This window comes from Rhizobium sp. MHM7A, from assembly GCF_005862215.1.
GTDB classification, from domain to species: domain Bacteria; phylum Pseudomonadota; class Alphaproteobacteria; order Rhizobiales; family Rhizobiaceae; genus Rhizobium; species Rhizobium bangladeshense.
On the sequence record NZ_VCHT01000004.1, the window covers coordinates 326,154 to 352,072 of the forward strand.

The window sequence follows — 25,919 nt, forward strand, 5'->3', positions numbered from 1 at the left end:
ACAGTGTGATATATCAGTTTGGCGGCGGGATTATCGGCATGCAGACGTCACAAAGCCACCGTGCCTATCTGGCGCTCGAGCATCTGATCGTCACGCTTGTCTTGAAACCCGGCGCGCTTGTCACCGAAAAGCAACTGATCGACATGGCGGGCCACGGGCGAACGCCGGTGCGCGAGGCGATTCAGAAACTCGCCTGGCAGGGGCTGATCCTGGTGAAGCCGCGGGTTGGGCTGCAGGTTGCCGAGATCGCGCCGGAGGATCATGGCAATGTCATGCAGGTGCGCCGTGAGCTGGAGCCGATCGCGGCAAGCCTCGTTGCCGAACATGCAACGGACGAGCAGCGCCTCCGCCTCAGCGATTGCGCCGACGCCATGGAAAAATGCGCCGCCACCGGCGATCTCATTGGCTTCTTCGCCGCCGACAAGGCCTTTGACGAGATACTCGAGGATGTCTGTCCGAATGGCTTCATCACGGCCGCGCTCGGCCCGGTGCAGACGCATTCGCGTCGCCTCTGGTATTCCACCGCAAGCCCCGAGCGCATGGACCGCGCCATCGCGCTGCATGTCACCGTCATCCGGTCCATTCAGCAGGGCAGGCCCGATGATGCCAGTGCGGCCATGGCGGCGTTGATCGACTATCTCGCCCGCAAATAGAAACGGCCCCGTTTCCGGAGCCGCTTGCAGATATGCTCGTCAAAAAAGCGTCAGCCGACGAAGGCGCGCTCGATGACGAATTCGGCCGGCTTGCTGTTGGCGCCCTCATTGAGGCCCGCCTTCTCAAGCAGTTCCTTGGTGTCCTTCAGCATGGCCGAGGAGCCGCAGATCATGCCGCGGTCGATTGCTGGATCAAGCGGCGGCACGCCGAGATCGGTAAAGAGCTTGCCTGACGAGATCAGGTCGGTGATGCGGCCCCGATACTCGAAGTCCTCGCGCGTGACGGTCGCATAATGACGCAGTTTGTCGCCGACGACTTCCTTCAGCAGCTCATCGTTCTGGATCTCGTGCACGAGGTCGAAGCCGTATTTCAGCTCGGCGACATCGCGTGTGGTATGGGTGAGGATGACCTCCTCGAACTTCTCATAAGTTTCGGGATCGCGGATCAGGCTCGCGAAAGGCGCAACGCCGGTTCCCGTCGAGAACATGTAGAGGCGACGGCCGGGCGTCAGCGCATCGAGCACCAGCGTGCCCGTCGGCTTCTTGCGCATCAGCACCTGGTCGCCGGGCTTGATTGCCTGCAGATGCGAGGTCAGCGGGCCGTCCGGTACCTTGATTGAGAAGAATTCAAGCTCTTCGGCCCAGGCAGGGCTGGCGATCGAATAGGCACGGAAGATAGGCTTGCCTGCGACCATCAGGCCGATCATCGCAAATTCGCCGGAACGGAAACGGAAGCCCTGCGGCCGGGTCATCGTAAAGCGGAAGAGCCGGTCGGTGTAATGCGTCACGCTGAGCACCGTCTCGGCGTAGACGCCGGCGGGGATGGACGATGCGAAGTCTTCGGTCTTTGCAGGCGCGTTCATTGCGGTAGAGGATCCCGTTTCGTCGGATGAACTATCGGATGCGAGGCAGATATTACATATCCGGCCCGAATTAAAGGCAATCCATTCCATCCAGCGCTCATGAAGGGAAATATGCGTGTTATTGTCAGGATTCAAGGCGAGCGGAGAATGTCGTAATTCCCGCTGGCGAAGCTCGGCAAAGGATGCATATTAGAGCGGCGCGCCGCGACCGGATGCAGATTTTCGGCAAAAGCGGTGCGACAACAAAGACCTACGGCGTCGAACCCGATTCAGAAACAGGGTCCGGTGATGATGGCGAGAAAAACACGCTTGCCGGGGCGAGCGCGACAGACGGTCGGGGGAATATGAAGATTTTCAACTATAAGCGTGTTCCTTACGCGGAAATGCGCGCCTTTTCCGTTCATATCCTTACGGCGTCCGGTTCCTTCCTTGCCTTTCTCGGCGTCGTTGCTGCCGCCGAGCACCGCTTCATCGACATGTTCTGGTGGCTGGGGCTGGCGCTTCTGGTCGACGGCATCGACGGGCCCATTGCCCGCAAGGTGCGCGTCAAGGAAGTGCTGCCGAACTGGTCTGGCGATACGCTCGACAATATCATCGATTACGTCACTTATGTGCTTCTGCCGGCGTTTGCGCTCTATCAGAGCGGCATGATCGGCGAGCCCTGGTCCTTCGTCGCCGCCGGCATGATCGTCGTCTCCAGCGCCATCTATTATGCCGACATGGGCATGAAGACGGAGGAGTATTTCTTCTCCGGCTTTCCCGTCGTCTGGAACATGATCGTCTTCACGCTGTTCGTCATCGATGCGAGCGCCACGACCGCGCTGATCGTCGTCACGATATCGGTGGTGCTGACCTTCCTGCCGATCAATTTCCTGCATCCGGTTCGCGTGAAAAGGCTGCGCCCGCTCAACCTCGGCGTCTTCTTCCTTTGGTCGGCGCTCGGCGTCTATTCGCTGCTGATGCATTTCGAGATGCCGGAATGGGCGCTCATTCTCTTCATCGTGACCGGGCTCTATCTTTACGTCATCGGCGCGGTGCTGCAATTCTTCCCCTCCCTTGGACGCGAAGCTTAGGACAGGCAAGATGACGAAGACGCATGCGGTTTCATTCTCGAAGACGGGCGGACCTGAGGTTTTCGACTATGTCGACATCGATCTTGCGCCACCCGCGGCAGGCGAGGTGCAGATCCGGCAGGCAGCGATCGGCCTCAACTTCATCGATGTCTACTTCCGCAACGGTACCTATAAGCCGCCGCACCTTCCCTTTGTCACCGGCAAGGAGGGCGCCGGAACCGTGACGGCGGTCGGGCCTGATGTTGCCGATTTCAAGCTTGGCGACCGTGTCGCCTATGCCAGCGCCGACGGCGCCTATAGCGCCGAACGCAATATCGAGGCGCGCCATCTGGTGCATGTGCCAGACGGCATAGAGCTGGAAACGGCGGCGGCGATGATGCTGAAAGGCATGACTGCCGAATATCTCTTGAACCGCACCTTCAAGGTCGGGCCTGAGACAACGCTCCTGTTCCATGCCGCCGCCGGCGGCGTCGGTCTGATTGCCGGCCAATGGGCAAAGGCGCTCGGCGCCACCATCATCGGTACCGCGGGCTCCGAAGACAAGATCGAGCTAGCGCTCGCCCATGGTTACGACCACGTGATCAACTACAAGAGCGATGACTTTGTCGGTCGTGTCCGCGAAATAACCGGCGGCAAGGGCGTCGATGTCGTCTATGATTCGATCGGCCGCGATACTTTTCCACAGTCGCTCGATTGCCTGAAGCCGCGCGGTCTGTTCGCCTCGTTCGGCCAATCCTCCGGGCCGATCGAGAACTTCACCCTGTCCCAGCTGGCGCAGAAGGGGTCACTCTTTGCGACGCGTCCGACGCTCTTCACCTATATCGCCGCGCGCCAGGAATTGGTCGATAGTGCACAAGCGCTATTTGATGTTGTGCAAAGCAACAAAGTGCGTATCAATGTCAACCAAACCTATCCGCTGCGTGAGGTCGGGCGGGCTCACGCGGATCTGGAAGCAAGAAAAACTACGGGAACGACGCTGCTGATTCCATGAGATCCGAACGGACCGGTTGGCAGAAGAAATGAGGGGAACGTGTCTGCATTGAATGTGCCGGATTCCGGTGCGTTGTTATCCATCCAGAAGCTGACGAAGTTTTTCGGTGGCTTTGCCGCCTGCAATGACATCGATCTCGACATAGCGCCGGGCGAAATACATGCACTTCTCGGTGAAAATGGCGCAGGCAAGTCCACTTTGGTCAAGATGCTGTTCGGCGTTCTCGAGCCGACGCACGGGCACATCCTCTGGGAAGGAAGAGAGGTCGCCATCACCTCGCCGGGCGAGGCCCGCAAGCTTGGCATCGGCATGGTCTTCCAGCATTTTTCACTGTTCGAGGCGCTGACGGTCGCCGAAAACATAGCGCTGTCGCTCGACGACGCCATCCCGATCGACAGGATCGCCGAGGAGGCGAGGGCGCTGTCGCTAGCCTACGGCCTGCCGCTCGATCCGCATGCTCATGTCGCCGATCTCTCGGTCGGCGAGCGCCAGCGCATCGAGATCGTCCGGGCGCTGCTGCAGAATCCAAAGCTCATCATTCTCGACGAACCGACCTCGGTTTTGACGCCGCAGGAAGCCGACAAGCTGTTTGAAACGCTGTTCAAGCTGCGCGCCGAGGGGCGTTCGGTTCTTTATATCAGCCATCGGCTGGAGGAGGTGCAGCGCATCTGCGATAGAGCAACGGTGCTGCGCCATGGCCGTGTAACCGGCGCCTGTGATCCGAAGCAGGAAACACCCGCATCGCTCGCCCGCATGATGGTCGGCAGCGAGGTAGCCGCCGTTACGCATCCGGGGCGCAGCGACAAAGGCGAGGTGCAGCTGGCGGTAGTCAACCTTTCGGTCGCTGCCCGCACGCCTTTCGCCATGCCGTTGCGCGAGGTATCGCTGACCGTGCGTTCCGGTGAGATCCTGGCGATTGCCGGTGTGGCGGGCAACGGCCAGAGCGAGCTCTTCGACGTTCTCTCGGGCGAATATCCGGTCGCTTCGCCCGAGGCGATCGTCATTCGCAAGAGACACGTCGGCAATCAGGGAATTACCGCCCGCCGCCTGCTCGGTGCCGGATTCGTGCCGGAGGAACGCCACGGGCACGCCGCCGTCTCTGCCTTGAAACTGTCGGATAATCTCGTCCTTGCCCGCAGCCAGTCGGATCGCAAGGCCTTTCTGGGCCTGCTCGGCATGATCCGCCGCCGGGCTGTGAAATCCGCCGCCAGGCGCATTTCCGAGGCGATGGATGTCCGCAAGAGCGGCGATGATCCGGCCGCCGGCTCTCTTTCCGGCGGAAACCTGCAGAAATTCATCGTCGGCCGCGAACTCGACCGCCAGCCGGCGGTGCTTGTCGTCAATCAACCGACCTGGGGCGTGGATGCCGGGGCGGCAAGCCGCATCCGCCAGGCTTTGGTCGACCTTGCAAAGGCCGGCTCCGCCGTCGTCGTCATTAGCCAGGATCTCGACGAGATCTTCGAGGTCGCGACAGATATTGCCGTCATCTCCGAGGGCCGCCTTTCCAGGCCTTTCCCGGCGAGTGAACTGACGCGCGAAAATATCGGCCTGCTGATGGGCGGCCTGCACGAGAGCGGTTCTGCCGCGGAGGCAGCCCATGCGCATTGAACTGGAAAAACGCCCCGACGTTTCGAAGCTCTTCGGCTTCGTTTCGCCGCTCCTCGCCCTCGTCCTGACGCTCACCTTCGGCGCCATCATGTTCGCCATGCTCGGCAAGGACCCGGCCGCGGCGCTGAGCGCCTTCTTCGTCGAGCCGCTGCTCGAGGTCTGGTCGCTGCACGAACTGGCGATCAAAGCCGCGCCGCTGATCCTGATCGCCGTCGGCCTTGCCGTCTGCTACCGCTCGAACAACTGGAATATCGGCGCCGAGGGACAGTTCACCATCGGAGCCATCACCGGCTCCTATCTGCCGATCGTCTTTTACGACTGGCACTCGCCGCTCGTGTTGCCGCTGATGCTGGTGCTCGGCGCGCTTGGTGGTGCGCTTTTCGCCGCCGTTCCGGCGCTTTTGAAGGCGCATTTCAACACCAATGAGATCCTGACGTCACTGATGCTGGTCTACATCGCCCAGCTTTTCTTGGACTGGCTGGTTCGGGGCGCCTGGCGCGATCCGAAGGGCTTCAACTTTCCCGTTTCGCGCGATTTCGCGCCTGAGGCGGTGCTGCCGGCGATCTGGGAAGAATCTGGCCGCGCTCATTGGGCGTTCGTCTTCGCCATCATTGCGGCGATCGGCGTCTGGTTCATGTTGCGCTATACGTTGAGAGGCTTCGAGATCGTCGTGCTCGGCCAATCGGAAAGGGCAGGGCGCTTCGCCGGCTTCTCCGCGAAGAAGATGATCTGGTTCAGCTTTCTCTTCTCAGGCGCGCTTGCCGGCCTTGCCGGCATCAGTGAGGTCTCCGGCTCGATCGGCCATCTCCAGCCGGCGATCTCTCCCGGCTACGGTTTCACCGCCATCATCGTTGCCTTCCTCGGCCGCCTCAACCCGCTCGGGATCATCGCGTCAGGCCTGGTGCTGGCGCTGACTTATCTCGGCGGCGAGGCCGCACAGCTTTCGATTGGCATTTCCGACAAGGTCACGCGCGTGTTCCAGGGTCTGCTGCTCTTTTTCGTGCTCTCCTGCGATATGCTGATCTATTACAAAATCCGCATTGTCTGGTCGCGGGTCAGGGGCGGGGCGGTATGAGCATCTTCGAAGCCATCCTGCTGACGGTTATCACCGCCTCGACGCCGCTCGTCATTGCAGCCCTCGGCGAACTCGTGACGGAGCGCTCCGGTGTTCTCAATCTCGGCGTCGAAGGCATGATGATCATCGGCGCCGTCGGCGCCTTCGCCGCCGCTCAACTTACCGGATCGGCCTATATCGGCATTGTCGGTGGCATCGTCAGCGGCGCGCTGTTCTCACTGCTCTTCGCCTTCCTGACGCTGACGCTCGTCACCAACCAGGTGGCGACGGGCCTTGCCCTGACGATCCTCGGCCTTGGCGCTTCCGGCATGCTCGGCGAAGCCTTCGTCGGCGCGCCTGGCATCCGGCTTCTGCCGATCGAAATTCCAGTTCTTTCGGCCATTCCTTATGTCGGAACCGTCCTCTTCAAACAGGATCTGATCTTCTACCTGTCGATCCTGCTCGTTATCGGCGTTAACTGGTTCCTCTTCAGGAGTCGAACCGGCCTGAAGATACGCGCCATCGGCGATAATCACGCCTCCGCCCATGCGCTCGGCATCAACGTCATCCGCACGCGTTATCTCGCCGTTATGTTCGGTGGCGCGTGTGCCGGCCTTGCAGGGGCACAACTGTCGCTGATCTATACGCCGCAGTGGACCGAGAATATGTCGTCCGGGCGGGGCTGGATCGCGCTGGCGCTTGTCGTCTTCTCCTCATGGCGGCCTTGGCGGCTGCTGGCCGGCGGTTATCTCTTCGGAGCTGTGACGATCCTGCAGTTGCACGCGCAGGCCTTCGGCATCGGCATTCCGTCGCAGTTCCTGTCGATGCTGCCCTATGCGGCGACAGTTGTGGTCCTCATCATGATCTCGCATAATCGGCGCACGACGATGATCAATACGCCGGCCTCGCTTGGCAAAGCCTTCGTGCCTGACCGGTGAGCAACAACAAAAAAGACGGGTTTCAAACTTCCAACCAACAGGGATCAAAATGAAAAAACTTGCACTTGCTCTCGCAGCGACAGCTGCCCTTGTCCTGAGCATCGGTCCGGCCGCCGAGGCTGCCGAAAAGACCAAGGTCTGCTTCGTCTATGTCGGCACCCGCACCGATGGCGGCTGGACGCAGGCCCATGAAAACGGCCGCCTCCAGGTCGAGAAGGAATTCGCCGACAAGGTCGAAACATCCTTCCTCGAAAGCGTTCCGGAGGGTCCTGATGCCGAACGCGCCATCGAGCGCATGGCCCGTTCCGGCTGCTCGCTTATTTTCACCACATCCTTCGGATACATGGACGCGACTGTCGCCGTCGCCAAGAAGTTCCCGAAGGTGAAGTTCGAGCATGCGACCGGCTTCAAGGCCGCCGACAATGTCGCGACCTACAATTCGCGCTTCTATGAAGGCCGCTACATCAGCGGCATTATCGCCGGGAAGCTGTCGAAGACCGGCACGGCAGGCTATATCGCCTCCTTCCCGATCCCCGAGGTGGTGATGGGCATCAATGCGTTCGAAACCGGCGCCAAGTCGGTCAACCCGAACTTCAAGATGAAGGTCATCTGGGTCAACACCTGGTTCGACCCCGGCAAGGAAGCCGATGCCGCCAAGGCGCTGCTCGACCAGGGCGTCGACATTCTCACCCAGCACACGGACACGACCGCTCCGATGCAGGTTGCCGAGCAACGCGGCGTTAAGGCCTTCGGCCAGGCGTCCGACATGATCAAGGCTGGTCCAAACGTACAGCTCACAGCGATCATCGACACTTGGGGCAATTATTACGTCAAGCGCGTCCAGGCGCTTCTCGACGGCACCTGGAAGTCGGAACAGAGCTGGGATGGCCTGAAGGACGGCATTCTGACAATGGCGCCCTATACCAACATGCCCGATGACGTGAAGAAGCTTGCCGAGGAAACCGAAGCCAAGATCAAATCGGGCGAACTGCATCCCTTCACCGGCCCCATCAACAAGCAGGACGGCACGCCCTGGCTGAAGGCTGGCGAGAAGGCCGATGACGGGACGTTGCTCGGCATGAACTTCTATGTCGAAGGCGTCGACGACAAGCTGCCTGCGCAATAACTTCTGCAGCCAGTTTGCAAATTCAAAGGGCGTCCTGGAGACGCCCTTTTTTCTGCTCATACGCTAAAAAAAGCGATTTACAAAAGTAATACTATATGATTTTTTGACCCTGCGCCGCGAAGGAGCGGCATTGGGAGGATATCATGAAATTGAAGACTGCACTTTTGAGTGCCACGATTCTGGCTGCCTGCATGTTCGGTTCGGCTTCGGCCAACGGCTTGACCGTCGGTTTCTCGCAGATCGGTTCGGAATCGGGCTGGCGCGCGGCTGAAACGACCGTGACCAAGGAGCAGGCCAAGAAGCGCGGCATCGATCTGAAGTTTGCCGATGCGCAGCAGAAGCAGGAAAACCAAATCAAGGCTTTGCGCTCCTTCATCGCCCAGGGCGTCGATGCCATTCTGATCGCTCCGGTCGTCGAGACCGGCTGGGATGACGTTCTGAAGGAAGCCAAGGAAGCCAATATCCCGGTTATCCTTCTCGACCGCACCGTCAAGGCTCCGGACGATCTCTATCTGACGGCTGTCACCTCCGACCTCGTCCATGAAGGCAAGGTTGCCGGCGACTGGCTCGTCAAGACCGTCGGCGACAAGAAGTGCAATGTCGTCGAACTGCAGGGTACGACCGGCTCATCGCCGGCCATCGCCCGCAAGAAAGGCTTCGAAGAGGCCCTCACCGGCCACGACAATCTCAAGATCGTTCGCAGCCAGACCGGCGACTTCACCCGTACCAAGGGCAAGGAAGTCATGGAAAGCTTCCTGAAGGCTGAAAATGGCGGCAAGGATATCTGCGCGCTCTACGCCCACAACGACGACATGGCTGTCGGCGCCATCCAGGCGATCAAGGAAGCCGGCCTGAAGCCCGGCAAGGATATCCTCGTCGTTTCCATCGACGCCGTGCCGGATATTTTCAAGGCGATGTCCGAAGGTGAGGCCAATGCTACGGTCGAACTGACGCCGAACATGGCAGGTCCCGCTTTCGATGCGCTCGAAGCCTATCTGAAGGACAAGAAGGCTCCGCCGAAGTGGATCCAGACCGAGTCGAAGCTCTACACGCCGGCCGACGAGCCGATGAAGGTGTACGAAGAGAAGAAGGGTCAGGGCTACTGATTTGAACCTGGAACCGTACTGGCCCATCATGGGCCGGTACGGAACTGCCGGTGCCGGCCGGGCGTCTTGCCCGGCCTTGGCGCAGGCGCAAGGCGCAATATCAGGAAACAGCAGCCCTCATGGTTCACAATATCGAGAATATTCTCGCAGCCTCGGCCATATCGAAGTTCTTTCCCGGCGCCGTCGCGCTTGACAAGGTCGATTTTACGTTGCGCCGCGGGGAGGTTCATGCGCTTCTCGGCGAGAACGGCGCCGGCAAGTCGACGCTGATCAAATGCATCACCGGGGCCTACCATCGCGATGGCGGCAGCCTGACGCTCGACGGCCAGGAGATCAATCCGGCCAATACGCTCGCCGCCCAGAAGCTCGGCATCGGCACCGTTTATCAGGAAGTCAACCTCCTGGCCAATCTAAGTGTGGCCGAAAACCTGTTTCTCGGACGCCAGCCGCGGCGTTTCGGTATGACTGATGTCCGCGCGATGAACCGCAAGGCGCGCGAACTGCTCGCCGGCTACGGCATCGATATCGACGTCACCGCCGAACTTGGACGTTTCTCCGTCGCCGTCCAGCAGGTGGTCGCCATCGCCCGCGCCGTCGATCTCTCCGGCAAGGTCCTGATATTGGACGAGCCGACGGCGAGCCTCGACAATCAGGAAGTGGCGCTGCTCTTCCGCATCATCGAGGACTTGAAAAAGCGTGGCCTCGGCATCGTCTTCATCACCCATTTCCTCGAGCAGGTCTATGCGATCAGCGACCGCATCACCGTGCTGCGCAACGGCAAACTCGTCGGCACCCGCGACGCCGCCGATCTGCCGCGCCAGGGTCTGATCGCGATGATGCTCGGCCGGGAACTCGCCCAGGCCGAAGAGACGGTCAGGGAACACAGCATCGCCGCGGGCGAGGTCCGCTACCGCTTTTCCGGCTACGGTAAACGCGGCAAAGTCAAGCCTTTCGATCTCGACGTCCGGGCCGGCGAGGTAGTCGGCGTGGCCGGGCTGCTCGGTTCCGGGCGCACCGAAACCGCCGAACTGCTCTTCGGCGTCGAACATGCCGACAGCGGCAGTGCAACGATCGACGGCCAGCCCGTGACCCTTTCCAGCCCGCGCGCCGCGATCGCGAAGGGCTTCGGATTCTGCCCTGAAGACCGCAAGACCGACGGCATCGTCGGCGACCTCTCGATCCGGGAAAACATTGCGCTTGCGCTGCAGGCCCGCCGCGGCTGGACCAGGCCGCTGTCGCGCGCCGAGCAGAATGCGCTCGCCGACCGCTACATCAAGGCGCTCGACATCCGCACGACCGACCGTGAAAAGCCGATCCGGCTGCTTTCCGGCGGCAACCAGCAGAAGGCGATCCTCGCTCGCTGGCTGGCAACCAATCCCAAGTTTCTCATCCTCGATGAACCAACCCGCGGTATCGATGTCGGCGCCCATGCCGAGATCATCCGGCTCATCGAGCAGCTCTGCGCCGAAGGCATGTCATTGATCGTAATTTCCTCGGAACTTGAAGAGCTTGTCGCCTATAGTTCACGTGTCATCGTACTTCGCGACAGGCAGCATATCGCCGAACTCACGGGCGAGCGAATTACTGCCGCCGGTATAGTCGATGCCATCGCGGCCGCCGAGCACAAGAAGGAGGATGCATGAAGTCCTCCTCGAATGCGCTGGGCTATCGCCTGGCGCCGCAATTGATCGCGCTCATTGTGATTCTTCTGCTGAATTTCATAACGTCACCTCAGTTTTTTAATGTGGTGGTTCAGAATGGGCGGCTCTACGGCAGCGTGATTGACGTGCTGAATCGCGGTGCGCCGGTGGCGCTGCTGGCGATCGGCATGACGCTGGTTATTGCTACGAAGGGCATCGATTTGTCCGTCGGCGCGGTCATCGCCATCTGCGGCGCTGTTGCTGCTTCATCCGTCGTTTCTGGAAATTCCGTCACTTACACGATATTCCTGACACTGGCGATCGGGCTTGCCTGCGGCGTCTGGAACGGTTTCCTGGTGGCGGTCCTCAACATCCAGCCGATCATCGCCACCTTGGTGCTGATGGTCGCCGGCCGCGGCATCGCCCAGCTCATCACCGAAGGCGCCATCCTGACCTTCAATGATGACGGCCTGATCTTCTTCGGTAGCGGCTCGATGGCTCTGCTGCCTATGCCCGTCGTCATCTGGCTGCTTGTCGGTCTGCTCGTCATCCTGCTCGTTCGCCGCACGGCGCTCGGCATGCTGCTCGAGGCTGTCGGCATCAACCGCCGCGCCAGCACGCTCTCCGGGATTCAAACGCCGGTGCTGCTGATGGCCGTCTATATGCTGAGCGGGCTCTGCGCCTCGATCGCCGGCATTATCGTCGCGGCCGACATCAAGGGCGCGGATGCCAACAATGCCGGTCTCTGGCTGGAGCTTGACGCCATCCTCGCCGTCGTCGTCGGCGGCAATTCGCTCCTCGGCGGACGATTCAGCATCGTCGGCTCGCTGGTCGGCGCGATGATCATCCAGGCGGTCAACACCGGCATCCTGTCCTCGGGATTCCCGCCTGAATTCAATCTGATCATCAAGGCTGTCATCATTATCGTCATCCTCATCATCCAGTCGCCGGCGGTGCAATCGCTCGCCATCTTCGCCAGCCGCGGGCAGGGCGGAAGGGAGTAGCCGAAATGAACTCCAAATACCTGCCGCTGCTCGCGACCATCGTAATCTTCGTGCTCGCCTATGCCGGCTGCACGCTTCAATATCCGAACATGCTGTCGACCCGCGTTATCGGCAACCTTTTGACCGATAACGCATTTCTCGGTATTGCCGCCGTCGGCATGACCTTCGTGATCATCTCCGGCGGCATCGATCTGTCGATCGGTTCGATCATCGCCTTTACCGGCGTCTTCCTGGCGGTCATCCTGCAGAATACGTCGATCCATCCGCTCCTCGCCTTCGCGCTGGTCCTCGTCATCACCACCGCCTTCGGCGCCGTCATGGGCGCCATCATCCACTATCTCGAAATGCCGGCATTCATCGTCACGCTTGCCGGCATGTTCCTGGCGCGCGGGATCGCCTTTGTGCTGTCGATCGACAGCATTCCGATCAACCACGATTATTATTCGACGCTGACGAGCCTCTATTGGCGGCTGCCCGGAGGCGGGCGGCTGACGCTGATCGGCGCCGTGATGCTTCTGGTCTTTGCCGCCGGCATCTTCATCGCCCACCGGACCCGCTTCGGCACCAACGTCTATGCGCTTGGGGGAGGGCCGCAGACGGCGCGGCTGATGGGTGTGCCGGTCGGACGCACGACGATCCAGATCTATGCGCTGTCGGGCTTTCTCGCCGGTCTATCCGGAATCGTTTTTTCGCTGTACACCTCTGCCGGATATTCTCTTGCTGCAGTCGGCGTCGAACTCGACGCCATCGCTGCGGTGGTCATTGGGGGGACGCTGCTGACCGGAGGAGCGGGATTCGTGGCGGGAACCTTGATCGGCATTCTGATCCAGGGACTCATTCAGACCTACATCACCTTCGACGGCACGCTGTCGAGCTGGTGGACGAAGATTCTGATTGGCCTGCTGCTGTTTGCATTCATACTGATGCAGAAGGCGATCCTGTTCCTTTCAAGCCTGAACAAGAGGTATGCCTGAGGGGGTGATCGTTTGCGCAATAAACTGATCGAGACACGCAAGACAGGGCGCCGAGCCCGTACGAGCCACGCACAGGTGGTCGACGAGCTCGGGAAGGCGATCGTCGCCGGTACCTATCCCGTCGGCTCGATCCTGCCGGGCGATACGGAACTGGCGCAACGCTTCAAGGTATCGCGTACGGTGCTGCGCGAGACGATGAAGACGCTTGCTGCCAAGGGCATGGTGGTTGCCAAGGCGCGGGTCGGCACGCGTGTGACCGAGAAAAACCTCTGGAATATGTTCGACAGCGAAATCATCGCCTGGCACTTCGACAATGGCGTGACCGAAGAATTTCTGCTGCAGCTTTACGATATCCGCCTTGCCGTCGAACCCTTCGCCGCCGGTCTGGTCGCCGAGCGCGCCGATGCCGAGGAAATCGAAATGCTGCGCGGGCTGGCTCAGGAGATGGCGGCGAGCGGGCATACGGCCGACAGCCTGGCACTCGCCGACCTGCGCTTCCACCTGGCAATTGCCGAAGCCTCGCACAATCCCTTCATGCGCACCCTCGGCAGCCTGATCGAAGCGGCCCTGGTCGGCATGTTCCGCATCAGCACGCCCCCCTCCGAAAACGGATTCGCCAATATCGCCGATACCCATATGCGCATCGTCGATGCCATCGTCTCCGGCGACAGCGCCGCCGCTCGGCGTGCGATGGAAGTCGTCATCCTGGACGGACGCGACCACGTGCATGAGGCCTTCGCGGCCCACGGTTCTCCTGTTGTCTTGGGACCGATTTCGCCGGCAATCTCATCCTAGTGACGCTTTGACCCCGCGGCGCATTCGAGCTTTTTAGCCACTCAATGGACGTCGTAGCACCTTGAACTGCCGCGCAATTTCGTCCTGAAATGGATTTCCGATTTCGGGAATTATGCAGTATGAGGCAGAAAAGCCGCCTCATCGCGCGGATTCGCGGAGCACATCATGGAACGCACTTGTCTTGCCGTCATCCTAGCCGCCGGTGACAGCACGCGGATGAAATCCTCGAAATCTAAGGTGCTGCATCCGGTCGCCGGACGGCCGATGATCGCGCATGTGGTCGAGGCGGTCGCCTCCGCGGATATCTCCTCCGTAGCACTGGTCGTCGGCCGCGACGCCGAGAACGTCGCCAAGTCCGCGAGCATCGACGGTGTCGCCATCGAAGCATATCTGCAGCAAGAGCGTCTCGGCACCGGCCATGCGGTGCTGGCGGCACGCGAGGCCATCGCCAAGGGTTATGACGATATCCTCGTCACCTACGGCGACGTGCCGCTGCAGACCGACGGACCGTTGAAAGCCGCCCGCCAGGGCCTCGCCGAAGGCAGCGACGTCGTCGTCATCGGCTTTCACACCGACCGTCCGACCGGCTATGGCCGCCTGCTCGTCAAGGACGGGGAGCTCATCGCCATCCGCGAGGAGAAGGACGCCACCGACGCCGAGCGCGCTGTGACCTGGTGCAACAGCGGACTGATGGCAATCAACGGCAGCAAGGCGCTCGATCTCCTCTCGCGCATCGGCAATGCCAATGCCAAGGGCGAATTTTATCTCACCGACCTCGTCGAGATTGCCCGTTCGCTTGGCGGTCGCGTCACAGCCGTCGATGCCCCTGAAATCGAGATGACCGGCTGCAACAACCGCGCCGAACTCGCTGTTATCGAACGCTTCTGGCAGGAGCGTCGCCGCCGCGAGATGATGCTATCAGGCGTTACCATGATCGCGCCGGAAACGGTGTTCCTCTCCTATGACACCGTCATCGGCCGGGATGCGCTGATCGAGCCGAACGTCGTCTTCGGGCCCGGCTCGGTGATCGACAGCGGCGCCGTCATTCATGCTTTCTCGCATATCGAGGGCGCCCATGTCAGCGAAGGCGCGACCGTGGGCCCCTTCGCGCGGCTGCGGCCGGGTGCGGATCTCGCCAGCGGTTCGAAGGTCGGCAATTTTTGCGAGGTCAAGAACGGCCGGATCGGTGAGGGCGCCAAGGTCAACCATCTCACCTATATCGGCGACGCGGTCGTTGGCGCCGGCAGCAATATCGGCGCAGGCACGATCACCTGCAATTATGACGGCGTCAACAAGAGCGAAACGGTGATCGGCGAAAACGCCTTCATCGGATCCAATTCCTCGCTGGTCGCGCCGGTGACCATCGGCGACGGCGCCTATATCGCCTCCGGCAGCGTTATAACAGCCAACGTGCCGGCCGATGCGCTGGCGCTCGGCCGCGCCCGCCAGGAGATCAAGCCCGGACGCGCGACGTTGCTGCGCGAGCGCGCGCTCGCCATCAAGGCCGCAAAGAAGGGGAAAGGCTGAGGCTGTTTTCCGTAACCGGCGGAAATTGAAAGTGACCGCCGAGGCCATTGAGAAATAAGCCGGAATTGTTAGGACTGGCCTCATTATTGAAGCCTTTATGGGGATATTGCATGTGCGGCATTGTGGGGATCGTCGGAACTCAGCCTGTTGCCGGGCGCCTGGTGGATGCGCTGAAGCGTCTCGAATATCGCGGCTACGATTCCGCCGGTGTCGCCACGATCTATGAGGGGATGATGGATCGCCGCCGCGCCGAGGGAAAGCTTTTCAACCTTGAAAAGCGCCTCGATGCAGAGCCGCTGCCCGGCACCGTCGGCATCGCCCATACGCGCTGGGCTACGCACGGGGTCCCCAATGAGACCAATGCCCACCCGCACTTTGTCGAAGGGGTTGCGGTCGTCCATAATGGCATTATCGAGAATTTCTCCGAACTTCGCGACGAACTGACCGGAGAAGGGGCGGTCTTCGATACCCAGACGGATACCGAAGTGGTCGCGCACCTGATGGCGAAATACCTGCGTGAGGGTCTTGAGCCGCGCGCAGCCATGATCAAGATGCTGAATCGGGTGACCGGCGCCTATGCGCTGGCCGTCATGCTCAAGGCCGTTCCCGACACGATCATGGCCGCTCGTTCCGGCCCGCCGCTCGCCGTCGGCTATGGTCGCGGCGAAATGTTCCTCGGCTCGGATGCGATCGCCCTCTCGCCCTTCACCAACGAGATCACCTATCTCGTCGACGGCGACTGCGCCATCATCACTCGCGACGCCGTCTCCGTCCTGGATTTCACTGGCAAACCGGTCAAGCGCGCGCGCCAGATCTCGCAGGCGACTGCCTATGTCGTCGACAAGGGCAATCACCGCCATTTCATGGAAAAGGAAATCTACGAGCAGCCGGAGGTGATCTCCCATGCGCTCAGCCACTACGTGGATTTCGCGGAAAACACGATCGGTGCCAATGCCGCCGCGATCGATTTCAAGGCGGCAAGCAGCCTTGCGATTTCGGCCTGCGGCACTGCCTATCTTGCAGGCCTTGTCGGCAAATACTGGTTCGAACGTTACGCCCGGCTGCCTGTTGAAATCGATGTCGCCTCCGAATTCCGCTACCGCGAAATGCCGCTCTCGCCATCGCAGGCCGCACTCTTCATCTCCCAGTCCGGCGAGACCGCCGACACGCTGGCGTCGCTTCGTTATTGCCGGGACAACGGCCTCAAGATCGGCGCTGTCGTCAATGTCCGCGAATCGACGATTGCCCGCGAATCCGACGCCGTGTTCCCGATCATGGCCGGGCCCGAGATCGGCGTCGCCTCGACCAAGGCCTTCACCTGCCAGCTTGCCGTCTTGGCGTCGCTGGCGATCGGCGCCGGCAAGGCGCGCGGCACGGTGAACGCGGATGAGGAGAGGGCTCTCGTTCGCCATCTCGCCGAAATGCCGCGGATCATGAGCCGCGTGCTGAACCTCATCCAGCCACAGATGGAAAGCCTGTCGCGCGAACTGTCGAAGTGCAAGGACGTGCTCTATCTCGGCCGCGGCACCAGCTTCCCGCTCGCCATGGAAGGCGCGCTGAAGCTCAAGGAAATTTCCTATATCCACGCCGAAGGATATGCCGCCGGCGAATTGAAGCACGGCCCGATCGCGCTGATCGATGAGAACATGCCGGTCATTGTCATCGCCCCTTATGACCGCTTCTTCGAAAAGACAGTCTCGAACATGCAGGAGGTCGCGGCGCGCGGCGGCCGCATCATTTTCATCACCGATGAAGCCGGTGCGGCGGCCTCGAGACTGCCGACCATGGCGACGATCGTCCTGCCTGTCGTCGACGAAATCATCGCGCCGATGATCTTCTCTCTGCCGATCCAGCTGCTCGCCTATCACACCGCCGTATTCATGGGCACCGACGTCGATCAGCCGCGCAACCTGGCGAAATCCGTGACCGTGGAATAAGCCTGCGGGAGCCGGGTCTCCGCGCCGAAACGTATTGTGCGGCGGATCGAATTCTGGCAATTTTGGTATGCGGACAAGGGGGAAGGGCCGGAGTTCCGGCCTGTCCACGACTGAGATGGAGTTCATCAGGAAGCGATGGCCGACAATGCCCCCAGAATGCCGGTCGCGACCCGGCTGAGGAACAATTTTCTCGCAGGTCTGATCATCTGCGCGCCGATCGCGATTACCATCTGGCTGACGTGGACCTTCATCCACTGGTCGGACAGCTGGGTCAGGCCCTATATTCCGGCGCGCTGGAACCCGGAAAGCTATCTCAATTTCGCCATCCCCGGTTTCGGCCTGCTGATTGCCGTCGTCCTGATCACCGTCGTCGGCTTCCTCGGCAAGAACCTCATCGGCCAGAGCATCGTCCGTTTCGGCGAATCGGTCGTCCAGCGCATGCCGTTAGTGCGCACGATTTACAGAAGCGTGAAGCAGATTTTCGAAACCGTGCTGAAGGAGCAGTCGAATTCCTTCAAGAAGGTCGGTCTGATCGAATATCCCGGTCCCGGCCTCTGGGCGCTGGTCTTCGTTGCCACCGACGCCAAGGGCGAGATTGCCTCGAAGTTCAATGCCATGGGTCAGGACATGGTCGCCGTCTTCCTGCCGCCGACGCCCGTGCCGACAGCCGGTTTTCTCATTTTCGTGCCGCGCGAAAAGATCGTCATGCTCGACATGAGCCCGGAAGACGCCGCCAAGTTCCTGATTTCGGGCGGTCTCGTCGCCCCGGACCATAAACCGTCCGAGCCGAAGCAGAAACATCTGCCGCGGCCGAAGCCGGTGGCGGTTTCAAAGGCAGACTAGCCTGCTCTCAGGAAACGGATCGCCTCGTCGCGGCGGAAGAGATAGAGCAGGGTGCGGACCGCCTGTCCTCTTTCGCTGGTCAATTCCGGATCGCGCTCGATCAGATAGGCAGCGTCCTTGCGGGCGATCTCGAGTAGATCGGCATGTGCCTCGAGGCTGGCGATGCGGAACCCCGGCGTGCCGGATTGCCGCGTGCCGAGCAACTCGCCTTCGCCGCGCAGCTTCAGATCTTCCTCCGCGATTCGGAAACCATCCTCCGTTTCCCGCATGATCGAAAGCCTGGCGTGACCGGTCTCGCCGAGCGGTCCCTTGTAGAGCAGGATGCAGGTCGAGGCCTCGTCGCCTCGCCCGACACGGCCGCGCAGCTGATGCAGCTGCGCCAGCCCGAAGCGTTCGGCGTGTTCGATCACCATGATTGTCGCATCCGGCACGTCGACGCCCACTTCGACGACGGTCGTGGCGACCAGAAGTCGGGTCTCGCCGTTCTTGAAGGCCATCATTGCCGCATCCTTTTCCGCGCCGCTCATGCGACCGTGGATCAGGCCGATATCCGGGCCGAGTGCCGAGACGAGCGTCGCATGCCGCTCTTCGGCCGACATCAGGTCGAGCTCCTCGGATTCTTCGACCAGCGGGCAGATCCAGTAGGCTTTCCTGCCCTCGGCGATCGCGCTCTGCAGCCGCCCGACGATCTCTCCGGTCCGTTCCATCGGCACGGTGATCGTCTGGATCGGCTTGCGGCCGGCCGGTTTCTCGGTCAGCTTGGAAACATCCATATCGCCGAAGGCGGCCAGCACCAGGGTGCGGGGGATCGGCGTCGCCGTCATGACGAGCATATGCGGCGAGATGCCTTTGGCGGTCAGCCGCAGGCGCTGATGCACGCCGAAACGGTGCTGCTCGTCGACGACGGCAAGCATCAGATTGGCGTAACTGACGCTCTCCTGGAACAGGGCGTGCGTACCGATGATGATCTGTGCGGCGCCGGAGGAGATGCGCTCGAGGATCTCCTCGCGCTCGCGTCCCTTGGTGCGCCCGGTCAGCACCTCGATGCCGAGCCCGGCGGAGGCGGCGAATTTCGAGATCGTCGCGTGGTGCTGACGGGCGAGGATTTCGGTCGGCGCCATCAGCACAGCCTGGCCGCCGCTCTCGATCACCGCCGCCATCGCCATCAGCGCCACCAGAGTCTTGCCGGAGCCGACATCGCCCTGCAGCAGCCGCAGCATCCGCTCGGCTCCGGCCATGTCTTTCAAAATGTCGGCGATCGCCTCGTTCTGGCTTGATGTGAGCGAGAAGGGCACCGTCTTCAGGATCATGCTGCTGACGGAGCCGGTCGCATGCACCGGCTGACCCGCCACTTTGCGCAGCCTCTGGCGCACCAGGCTGAGCGATAGCTGACCTGCCAGAAATTCGTCATAGGCGAGTCGCCGGCGGGCAGGGGCTTGCGGGTCGATATCGGCGGGATCGCGCGGCTCGTGCAGCATATGAAAACCGTCACGGATCGACGGAAGGCCCTGTCGCTGTGTCAGCGCAGGGTCGATCCATTCCGGCAGTTCGGGAAAGCGCGGCAGGGCGGCGTCGATGATCTTGCGCAGCGTTTTCGGCGAAAGCCCCGCCGTCAGCGGATAGATCGGCTCGACGAGCGGAAGGCTCTCCGCCTCCTCGGCCCTGACGATATAGTCGGGATGAACCATCGAGGCGCGGCCGTTGAACCAGTCGACCTTGCCGCTGACCGTTACCTCGGCGTCTACAGGCAGTTGCTTTTCCAGCCATGCCGCCTGCCCACGGAAGAACACCAGCGTCAATTCGCCGGTCTCGTCATGCAGGAACACGCGGTAGGGGATATTGCTCTTGCCGCGCGGCGGCGCCTGGTGGCGGTCGACGCGAGCGGTGATCGTTACGATCGCGCCCTGCGGCGCCAGGGCTATCCCCGGCTGGTTGCGCCGGTCGATAAGCGAAAAGGGCGCGTGGAACAAAAGGTCGATGACCCGGCAATCCTCCGCCGTGTCGCGCCCGAGCAGCTTGACCAGCAACTCGGCGATCTTCGGGCCGACGCCCGGAAGGCCCGAAACGGGAGAAAACAGAGGGTCGAGAACGGCGGGGCGCATGCGGCCAAAATGCGACGAACAATGCGGCCTTGGCAAGGCTGACAAGCCGCTTTCGAGGGTCTATAGAGGCGCATCAACAGGAAGGTAATGCCATGACAGGTGTCACACTCACGAGTGCCGGTCTCGACCCGCGCCGCCGCCGAATCCTTTTCCGCTGCTGGCACCGCGGCATCCGCGAAATGGATCTGGTTTTCGGTCAGTTCGCCGAAGCCGAGATTACAAAGCTTTCCGACGCCGAGCTCGACGAATTCGAAACGATCATGGCGGAAGAGGATAATGATCTTCTTCGCTGGATCATGGGAACATGGCCGGTGCCGGAGCGTTTCCAGACTCCGATGTTTGCCCGCCTTGCCGCCTATAAGCCCGATTTCGACAAGCCCCTCAGGACGCCGGAATGATCCCTGGTTTCGATGCGAAGAAGCTTGCGGCCGTTGCCGAGCCGCTGACGATCGGCAATGTGCCTGCGGGCCTCGAGCCGCTGCTGCTCGCCGAACTGGCCCGGGCGGGCGAGCCGGTCGCCTATGTCATGTCGGACGGCCACCGCATGGCCGATCTGGAACAGATGCTCGGCTTCGTCGCCCCCGACATTCCGGTCCTCACCCTTCCGGCCTGGGACTGTCTGCCCTACGACCGCGTCTCGCCGAGCGCCGATACTTCGGCCCGCCGGCTTGCCGCGCTCGGCGGCCTCATCGCCCATCGCAAGAAGCCGCATGCCGCGATCGTGCTGGTCACTGCCAACGCCATGCTTCAGAAGGTGGCGCCCCACGACGTCATCGAGAGCCTGAGCTTTTCCGCCCGTCCCGGCAACCAACTGCGCATGGACGATCTTGCCGGCCGCCTGGAGCGCAACGGCTTCGACCGCGTCGCGACCGTGCGCGAGGTCGGCGAATATGCCGTGCGCGGCGGCATCCTCGATGTCTTCGTGCCGGGTTCAGAAGAGCCGGTGCGCCTCGATTTCTTCGGCGATACGCTGGAGAGTATCCGCAGCTTCGATCCGGCTAGCCAGCGCACGACGGGCCAGGTGCGGTCCCTCGACCTCAACCCGATGAGCGAGGTGACGCTCACGCCTGATACGATCAGTCGCTTCCGCAAGAACTACCTGTCGGCTTTCGGCGCGACGACGCGCGACGATGCGCTCTATCTCGCCGTTTCCGAAGGCCGCCGATACCCCGGCATGGAGCATTGGCTGCCGCTTTTCTACGAGAAGCTCGATACTGTCTTCGATTATTTGAGCGGCTTCCGTATCGTTACCGACCATACTGTGCGTGAGGCGGCGGAGGAGCGCTCCAAGCTGGTCCTCGATTATTTCGATGCCCGCCTGAATTCCGGCCAGCCGGCCAAAGGCCAGATGGCGCAGGGCACGCCCTACAAGCCGGTGGCGCCGGGCCAGCTCTACCTCGACAGCAAGCTCTTCACCAAAACTCTCGACGCACTCGGCGCGATCCGCGTCAGCCCGTTCAACGAGGTCGAGGGCGAGGCGAGGCGTGTCGTCAATGTCGACGCTCGCCAGGGTCAGCGCTGGGCCCGCTCGAATGCCGAGGGCGGCGGCGATGCCGAACGCATCAATATCTTCGACGTCGTCGTCAAGCATATCGCCGACCGACGCGCGGCCGGCGCAAAAGTGCTCGTCACCGCCTGGACCGAGGGCTCGCTCGAACGCCTGCTGCAGGTGCTGAACGAACATGGCCTGGAAAAGGTCAAGCCCGTCGAGGCGCTGAAGGATCTCGGCTCGCTCTCGAAAGGCGAGGCCGCTGCTGCGGTGCTCAATCTCGAATCCGGCTTCGAGGCGGGTGAGCTCGTCGTTATCGGCGAGCAGGATATTCTCGGCGACCGTATGGTGCGCCGCTCCAAGCGCCGCAAGCGCGCCGCCGATTTCATTTCCGAGGTCGCCGGTCTCGACGAGGGCTCGATCGTCGTCCATGCCGAACACGGCATCGGCCGTTTCATCGGGCTCAGGACCATCGAAGCAGCGGGCGCCCCTCATGCCTGCCTCGAACTGCAATATGCCGACGAGGCCAAACTGTTCCTGCCGGTCGAGAATATCGACCTGCTCTCCCGCTACGGCGGCGAGGGCACCGATGCCCAGCTCGACAAGCTCGGCGGTGGCGCCTGGCAGATGCGCAAGGCCAAGCTCAAACGGCGTCTGCTCGACATGGCCGATGCGCTGATCCGCATCGCCGCCGAGCGCCTGACGCGTCATGCGCCGATGCTGACGGCGCCGGACGGCCTGTACGACGAGTTTGCCGCCCGCTTCCCCTATGACGAGACCGAAGACCAGGACAACGCCATCGACGCCGTGCGCTCCGATCTCGGCGCCGGCCGGCCCATGGACCGCCTCGTCTGCGGCGATGTCGGTTTCGGCAAGACCGAAGTGGCCCTGCGCGCCGCTTTCGTTGCAGCAATGAACGGTGTCCAGGTCGCCGTCGTGGTGCCTACGACGTTGCTCGCCCGCCAGCATTTCAAAACCTTTTCCGAGCGTTTCCGCGGCCTGCCTGTGCGTATCCAGCAGGCCTCGCGCCTTGTCGGTTCGAAGGAACTGGCACTGACCAAGAGGGAGGTGGCCGAAGGCAAGACCGATATCGTCGTCGGCACCCATGCGCTGCTCGGCGCCGGCATCAAATTCGCCAATCTCGGTCTGCTGATCATCGACGAGGAACAGCATTTCGGCGTCAAGCACAAGGAGCGGCTGAAGGAGCTGAAGAGCGACGTGCATGTGCTGACCCTATCGGCGACGCCGATCCCGCGTACGCTGCAGCTTGCCATGACCGGGGTGCGCGAGTTGTCGCTGATCACCACGCCGCCGGTCGACCGCATGGCGGTACGCACCTTCATCTCGCCCTTCGACAGCCTGGTCATCCGCGAGACACTGATGCGCGAGCACTATCGCGGCGGCCAGAGCTTCTATGTCTGCCCCCGGCTCGCCGATCTCGCTGACGTGCACGCCTTCCTGCAGTCCGATGTTCCGGAATTGAAGGTTGCCGTCGCGCATGGCCAGATGCCGGCCGGCGAGCTCGAAGACATCATGAACGCCTTCTATGAAGGCCGCTACGACGTGCTGTTGTCCACAACCATAGTCGAATCCGGCCTCGATGTGCCCACGGCCAACACGCTGATCGTCCACCGCGCCGACATGTTCGGCCTAGCCCAGCTCTATCAGCTGCGCGGCCGCGTCGGTCGTTCGAAGGTGCGCGCTTTCGCGCTCTTCACGCTCCCTGTCAACAAGGTGCTGACGGCGACGGCCGAACGCCGGCTGAAGGTGCTGCAGTCGCTCGATACGCTCGGCGCCGGCTTCCAGCTGGCAAGCCACGACCTCGATATCCGCGGCGCCGGCAACCTGCTCGGCGAGGAGCAGTCCGGCCACATCAAGGAGGTCGGCTTCGAGCTCTATCAGCAGATGCTGGAAGAGGCGGTCGCCGAGGTCAAGGGTGTCGACGAGATCTACGATACCGGCTGGTCGCCGCAAATCTCCGTCGGCACGACGGTGATGATCCCCGAGAATTATGTGCCGGACCTACATCTGCGCATGGCGCTGTACCGCCGCCTCGGCGAAATCGGCGAGCTCAAGGAAATCGACGCCTTCGGTGCCGAGATGATCGACCGCTTCGGGCCGATGCCAATCGAGGTTCAGCATCTCCTGAAAATCGTCTACATCAAGTCGCTCTGCCGCACCGCCAATGTCGAGAAACTCGACGCAGGCCCGAAGGGCGTCGTCGTCCAGTTCCGCAACAAGGAATTCCCCAATCCGGCATATCTGGTCGGCTATATCGGCAAGCAGGGCACGATGGCCAAGATCCGTCCCGATCACAGCCTGTTCCTGACCCGCGATCTGCCGACACCGGAAAAACGCCTTCAGGGCGCTGCGGTTATCATGACGCAACTGGCCGAGATGGCGAAGTAAACAGAGGGAGATGTGTATGGCGACATATGGCGCGACGATCGCCTGGGAGCGGAACGGCGAGACTTTCACCGACAACCGCTACAGCCGTGCCCATCGCTGGACCTTCGACGGCGGTATCGAGGTGAGGGCGTCCTCATCCTCTCATGTCGTCCCGCTGCCCTATTCGGCCGAAGACGCCGTTGATCCGGAGGAGGCTTTCGTCGCCTCGCTCTCCAGCTGCCATATGCTTTGGTTCCTGTCGATTGCCGCCAAGCAAGGCTTTTGTGTCGACAGCTACACCGATGCCGCCGAGGGCGTCATGGAGAAGAATGGCCAAGGCCGTTTTGCCATGACCGTGGTGACTCTGAGGCCGCATGTCGTCTTCAGCGGCGAAAAGCAACCTTCGCCGAGCGAGCTCGAGGCCCTGCATCATCGCGCTCACGACGAATGCTTCATCGCCAATTCGGTGAAGACCGAGGTGCGCTGCGTTCCGGTTCTGGGCTGAGCTGTCGCAAAATCGCGTGAAACCAGATTTGGCGGCTTCAATCCGCTGGCGGTTCGGACCAGCCGATTAGCTTTGCCCATTCATTGGCGCCCTCCATCATGATGTCGAACACCGGATCCTTGATGTCGTAGTAGAAATCGACGTCGTCGGGAAAACGTTGGGCAAGCCGCTGCTTGATCAAGGCATAGGCGCTTGCCGCTATCGGATGGGCGCGCAGGAAATCGCGGCAAAGAAGAGAGTATCGCTGATTGAAACGGCCGTTCTCGCGGATGTGCAGATTCGCCGGACGCCCCTTGCTGCGATAGAAGGCCTTGCGCAGTTCGCCTCCCGCCAGATCAAGTCCTGGAGGGCAGTGATCGATGACGATCGGTCTGCGCTCGAAGCCCGCCTCTTCGAATGCGTCGGGATCGACGTCCGCGAGATCGTTTACCGTCAGTTGAATATCGATGATATTCTTGGCGGGAACTCCGGGAACCGCCGTCGAGCCGATGTGGTGCAGATATGCCCCAACGGGCGCTGCTCCCATGATTGCGGATTTGAGGGTCGTGAATTCCTCGACCCAGCTTGCTGCGGCGCCTCGATCTCGATCCGCACGGCGGGACTCAGTTGAGGCCCGATCGCGCCTCGGCCTTCGCCTTGGCAATATCGCGCAATGCGTTCGCGAGCACGTCCGGCGTCTGGGCGCCGCTCACGGCATATTGCTGGTCGAAGATGAAGAACGGCACGCCGTTGACGCCCATCTCTTGCGCTGCCGCGATCTCCGCCACGATCAAATTGCTATCGGCATCGGAAGCAAGTAGCGAGGCGATGACGGCGCCGTCGAGACCGGCTTTCTCGGCAATATCGAGCAGCACTGCGTGGTCGCCGACATTGCGGCCCTCCTCGAAATTCGCCTTGAACAGCGCCGTAACTACCTTGTCCTGCTTCTCGCGGCCTTCGATCATCGCCCAGTGGATCAGCCGATGAGCGTCAAGAGTGTTGGGACCGATCTTGATCGCCTCGAAATCGAAGGCGATGCCGACCTCGCGGCCGTAATCGGTGAGCATCTTGTGCGCCTGCGCCACGCGCTCCTCGCCGCCAAGCTTCTCTGCCAGTGCCTTCTTCTGGTCGACACCTTCCTTGGAATATTCGGGATTGAGCCGGTACGGCCGCCAGTTGATGTCGACGCCGATCTCGTCCTGCACTTCGGCGATGGCGAGCTCCAGCCGCGCCTTGCCGAGATAGCACCAGGGGCAGACGACATCCGAGACGACGTCTATGGTGATACGCTCCATGATGATGTTCCTTATCTCTGTGCGCCTCC

The 25,919-nt window shown here is 61.7% G+C and carries 22 protein-coding genes; 18 read left to right on the forward strand and 4 right to left on the reverse strand.

The window, feature by feature from the left end:
* Positions 1-38: 38 nt before the first annotated feature.
* Positions 39-653, forward strand: coding sequence for a GntR family transcriptional regulator (locus tag FFR93_RS17875; RefSeq protein ID WP_138394201.1), 615 nt, complete (start codon positions 39-41; stop codon positions 651-653).
* Between the two features lie 50 nt (positions 654-703).
* Here the strand turns inward: FFR93_RS17875 and FFR93_RS17880 are convergent, their stop codons facing one another.
* Positions 704-1,516 (reverse strand): ferredoxin--NADP reductase, encoded by an 813-nt coding sequence (locus FFR93_RS17880; protein WP_064712809.1) that lies wholly within the window; start codon positions 1,514-1,516, stop codon positions 704-706.
* 344 nt (positions 1,517-1,860) lie between these two features.
* Between FFR93_RS17880 and pcsA the strand changes: the two genes are divergently transcribed.
* From pcsA to FFR93_RS17950, 14 genes are all read left to right on the forward strand, one after another.
* The gene (pcsA, locus tag FFR93_RS17885; RefSeq protein WP_064712893.1) at positions 1,861-2,589 is read left to right on the forward strand and encodes a phosphatidylcholine synthase; all 729 of its coding nucleotides are present in this window, start codon (positions 1,861-1,863) and stop codon (positions 2,587-2,589) included.
* A gap of 10 nt (positions 2,590-2,599) precedes the next feature.
* Entirely contained in the window at positions 2,600-3,580 is a 981-nt protein-coding gene (locus FFR93_RS17890; RefSeq protein ID WP_138394202.1) for a quinone oxidoreductase, read from the forward strand.
* Positions 3,581-3,619: 39 nt separating this feature from the next.
* Complete coding sequence (locus FFR93_RS17895; protein ID WP_138394203.1) at positions 3,620-5,188, forward strand: ABC transporter ATP-binding protein; 1,569 nt, start codon at positions 3,620-3,622, stop codon at positions 5,186-5,188.
* Positions 5,178-6,263 carry an ABC transporter permease gene (locus FFR93_RS17900; RefSeq protein ID WP_138394204.1) on the forward strand — a complete coding sequence of 362 codons (1,086 nt, stop codon included), beginning with the start codon at positions 5,178-5,180 and terminating at the stop codon, positions 6,261-6,263. Before FFR93_RS17895 ends, FFR93_RS17900 begins: the two co-directional genes overlap by 11 nt.
* Positions 6,260-7,180: an ABC transporter permease gene (locus tag FFR93_RS17905; RefSeq protein WP_064712807.1), complete on the forward strand. Its 921-nt coding sequence runs from the start codon at positions 6,260-6,262 to the stop codon at positions 7,178-7,180. Before FFR93_RS17900 ends, FFR93_RS17905 begins: the two co-directional genes overlap by 4 nt.
* Positions 7,181-7,229: 49 nt before the next feature.
* Entirely contained in the window at positions 7,230-8,306 is a 1,077-nt protein-coding gene (locus FFR93_RS17910; protein WP_064712806.1) for a BMP family ABC transporter substrate-binding protein, read from the forward strand.
* 143 nt (positions 8,307-8,449) lie between these two features.
* Positions 8,450-9,412, forward strand: coding sequence for a galactofuranose ABC transporter, galactofuranose-binding protein YtfQ (ytfQ, locus tag FFR93_RS17915; protein ID WP_064708949.1), 963 nt, complete (start codon positions 8,450-8,452; stop codon positions 9,410-9,412).
* Between the two features lie 119 nt (positions 9,413-9,531).
* On the forward strand, positions 9,532-11,055 hold the full coding sequence (gene ytfR, locus FFR93_RS17920; RefSeq protein WP_138394205.1) for a galactofuranose ABC transporter, ATP-binding protein YtfR: 1,524 nt from the start codon (positions 9,532-9,534) through the stop codon (positions 11,053-11,055).
* Complete coding sequence (locus FFR93_RS17925; protein ID WP_138394206.1) at positions 11,052-12,056, forward strand: ABC transporter permease; 1,005 nt, start codon at positions 11,052-11,054, stop codon at positions 12,054-12,056. Before ytfR ends, FFR93_RS17925 begins: the two co-directional genes overlap by 4 nt.
* A gap of 5 nt (positions 12,057-12,061) precedes the next feature.
* Positions 12,062-13,030: a galactofuranose ABC transporter, permease protein YjfF gene (gene yjfF / locus FFR93_RS17930; protein WP_064708946.1), complete on the forward strand. Its 969-nt coding sequence runs from the start codon at positions 12,062-12,064 to the stop codon at positions 13,028-13,030.
* Between the two features lie 12 nt (positions 13,031-13,042).
* A complete protein-coding gene (locus tag FFR93_RS17935) occupies positions 13,043-13,825 on the forward strand; it encodes a FadR/GntR family transcriptional regulator (RefSeq protein WP_064708945.1) in 783 nt (260 codons plus the stop codon).
* Positions 13,826-13,990: 165 nt separating this feature from the next.
* Positions 13,991-15,352 (forward strand): bifunctional UDP-N-acetylglucosamine diphosphorylase/glucosamine-1-phosphate N-acetyltransferase GlmU, encoded by a 1,362-nt coding sequence (gene glmU, locus FFR93_RS17940; RefSeq protein WP_138394207.1) that lies wholly within the window; start codon positions 13,991-13,993, stop codon positions 15,350-15,352.
* Positions 15,353-15,462: 110 nt separating this feature from the next.
* On the forward strand, positions 15,463-17,289 hold the full coding sequence (gene glmS / locus FFR93_RS17945) for a glutamine--fructose-6-phosphate transaminase (isomerizing) (RefSeq protein WP_138394208.1): 1,827 nt from the start codon (positions 15,463-15,465) through the stop codon (positions 17,287-17,289).
* Between the two features lie 135 nt (positions 17,290-17,424).
* The gene (locus tag FFR93_RS17950; RefSeq protein ID WP_138394209.1) at positions 17,425-18,132 is read left to right on the forward strand and encodes a DUF502 domain-containing protein; all 708 of its coding nucleotides are present in this window, start codon (positions 17,425-17,427) and stop codon (positions 18,130-18,132) included.
* Here FFR93_RS17950 and recG read toward each other — a convergent pair.
* A complete protein-coding gene (gene recG, locus FFR93_RS17955) occupies positions 18,129-20,234 on the reverse strand; it encodes an ATP-dependent DNA helicase RecG (protein ID WP_138394210.1) in 2,106 nt (701 codons plus the stop codon). The genes FFR93_RS17950 and recG overlap by 4 nt on opposite strands.
* 92 nt (positions 20,235-20,326) lie before the next feature.
* Here recG and FFR93_RS17960 point away from each other — a divergent pair, with 92 nt between their 5' ends.
* Genes FFR93_RS17960 through FFR93_RS17970 form a run of 3 tightly spaced genes read left to right on the forward strand, consistent with a single transcriptional unit; the run spans position 20,327 to position 24,616 of the window.
* The gene (locus FFR93_RS17960) at positions 20,327-20,632 is read left to right on the forward strand and encodes a succinate dehydrogenase assembly factor 2 (protein ID WP_064708940.1); all 306 of its coding nucleotides are present in this window, start codon (positions 20,327-20,329) and stop codon (positions 20,630-20,632) included.
* Positions 20,629-24,132 (forward strand): transcription-repair coupling factor, encoded by a 3,504-nt coding sequence (mfd, locus tag FFR93_RS17965; RefSeq protein WP_138394211.1) that lies wholly within the window; start codon positions 20,629-20,631, stop codon positions 24,130-24,132. The genes FFR93_RS17960 and mfd overlap by 4 nt, the downstream gene beginning before the upstream one ends.
* A gap of 16 nt (positions 24,133-24,148) precedes the next feature.
* Entirely contained in the window at positions 24,149-24,616 is a 468-nt protein-coding gene (locus FFR93_RS17970; protein ID WP_138394212.1) for an OsmC family protein, read from the forward strand.
* 37 nt (positions 24,617-24,653) lie between these two features.
* Here the strand turns inward: FFR93_RS17970 and FFR93_RS17975 are convergent, their stop codons facing one another.
* Together FFR93_RS17975 and FFR93_RS17980 are read right to left on the reverse strand one after the other, a co-directional pair.
* Complete coding sequence (locus FFR93_RS17975) at positions 24,654-25,142, reverse strand: GrpB family protein (RefSeq protein WP_246661332.1); 489 nt, start codon at positions 25,140-25,142, stop codon at positions 24,654-24,656.
* Positions 25,143-25,218: 76 nt separating this feature from the next.
* On the reverse strand, positions 25,219-25,890 hold the full coding sequence (locus FFR93_RS17980; protein ID WP_138394213.1) for a DsbA family oxidoreductase: 672 nt from the start codon (positions 25,888-25,890) through the stop codon (positions 25,219-25,221).
* Positions 25,891-25,919 lie beyond the last annotated feature (29 nt).

Excerpts from the sequence above, each read along its gene's own strand:
- FFR93_RS17875 (WP_138394201.1), top strand. The coding sequence starts at position 39 with ATGCAGACGTCACAAAGCCACCGTGCCTATCTGGCGCTCGAGCATCTG.
- FFR93_RS17880 (WP_064712809.1), bottom strand. The coding sequence starts at position 1,516 with ATGAACGCGCCTGCAAAGACCGAAGACTTCGCATCGTCCATCCCCGCC.
- pcsA (WP_064712893.1), top strand. The coding sequence starts at position 1,861 with ATGAAGATTTTCAACTATAAGCGTGTTCCTTACGCGGAAATGCGCGCC.
- FFR93_RS17890 (WP_138394202.1), top strand. The coding sequence starts at position 2,600 with ATGACGAAGACGCATGCGGTTTCATTCTCGAAGACGGGCGGACCTGAG.
- FFR93_RS17900 (WP_138394204.1), top strand. The coding sequence starts at position 5,178 with ATGCGCATTGAACTGGAAAAACGCCCCGACGTTTCGAAGCTCTTCGGC.
- FFR93_RS17905 (WP_064712807.1), top strand. The coding sequence starts at position 6,260 with ATGAGCATCTTCGAAGCCATCCTGCTGACGGTTATCACCGCCTCGACG.
- FFR93_RS17910 (WP_064712806.1), top strand. The coding sequence starts at position 7,230 with ATGAAAAAACTTGCACTTGCTCTCGCAGCGACAGCTGCCCTTGTCCTG.
- ytfQ (WP_064708949.1), top strand. The coding sequence starts at position 8,450 with ATGAAATTGAAGACTGCACTTTTGAGTGCCACGATTCTGGCTGCCTGC.
- ytfR (WP_138394205.1), top strand. The coding sequence starts at position 9,532 with ATGGTTCACAATATCGAGAATATTCTCGCAGCCTCGGCCATATCGAAG.
- FFR93_RS17925 (WP_138394206.1), top strand. The coding sequence starts at position 11,052 with ATGAAGTCCTCCTCGAATGCGCTGGGCTATCGCCTGGCGCCGCAATTG.
- yjfF (WP_064708946.1), top strand. The coding sequence starts at position 12,062 with ATGAACTCCAAATACCTGCCGCTGCTCGCGACCATCGTAATCTTCGTG.
- glmU (WP_138394207.1), top strand. The coding sequence starts at position 13,991 with ATGGAACGCACTTGTCTTGCCGTCATCCTAGCCGCCGGTGACAGCACG.
- glmS (WP_138394208.1), top strand. The coding sequence starts at position 15,463 with ATGTGCGGCATTGTGGGGATCGTCGGAACTCAGCCTGTTGCCGGGCGC.
- FFR93_RS17950 (WP_138394209.1), top strand. The coding sequence starts at position 17,425 with ATGGCCGACAATGCCCCCAGAATGCCGGTCGCGACCCGGCTGAGGAAC.
- recG (WP_138394210.1), bottom strand. The coding sequence starts at position 20,234 with ATGCGCCCCGCCGTTCTCGACCCTCTGTTTTCTCCCGTTTCGGGCCTT.
- FFR93_RS17960 (WP_064708940.1), top strand. The coding sequence starts at position 20,327 with ATGACAGGTGTCACACTCACGAGTGCCGGTCTCGACCCGCGCCGCCGC.
- mfd (WP_138394211.1), top strand. The coding sequence starts at position 20,629 with ATGATCCCTGGTTTCGATGCGAAGAAGCTTGCGGCCGTTGCCGAGCCG.
- FFR93_RS17970 (WP_138394212.1), top strand. The coding sequence starts at position 24,149 with ATGGCGACATATGGCGCGACGATCGCCTGGGAGCGGAACGGCGAGACT.
- FFR93_RS17975 (WP_246661332.1), bottom strand. The coding sequence starts at position 25,142 with ATGGGAGCAGCGCCCGTTGGGGCATATCTGCACCACATCGGCTCGACG.
- FFR93_RS17980 (WP_138394213.1), bottom strand. The coding sequence starts at position 25,890 with ATGGAGCGTATCACCATAGACGTCGTCTCGGATGTCGTCTGCCCCTGG.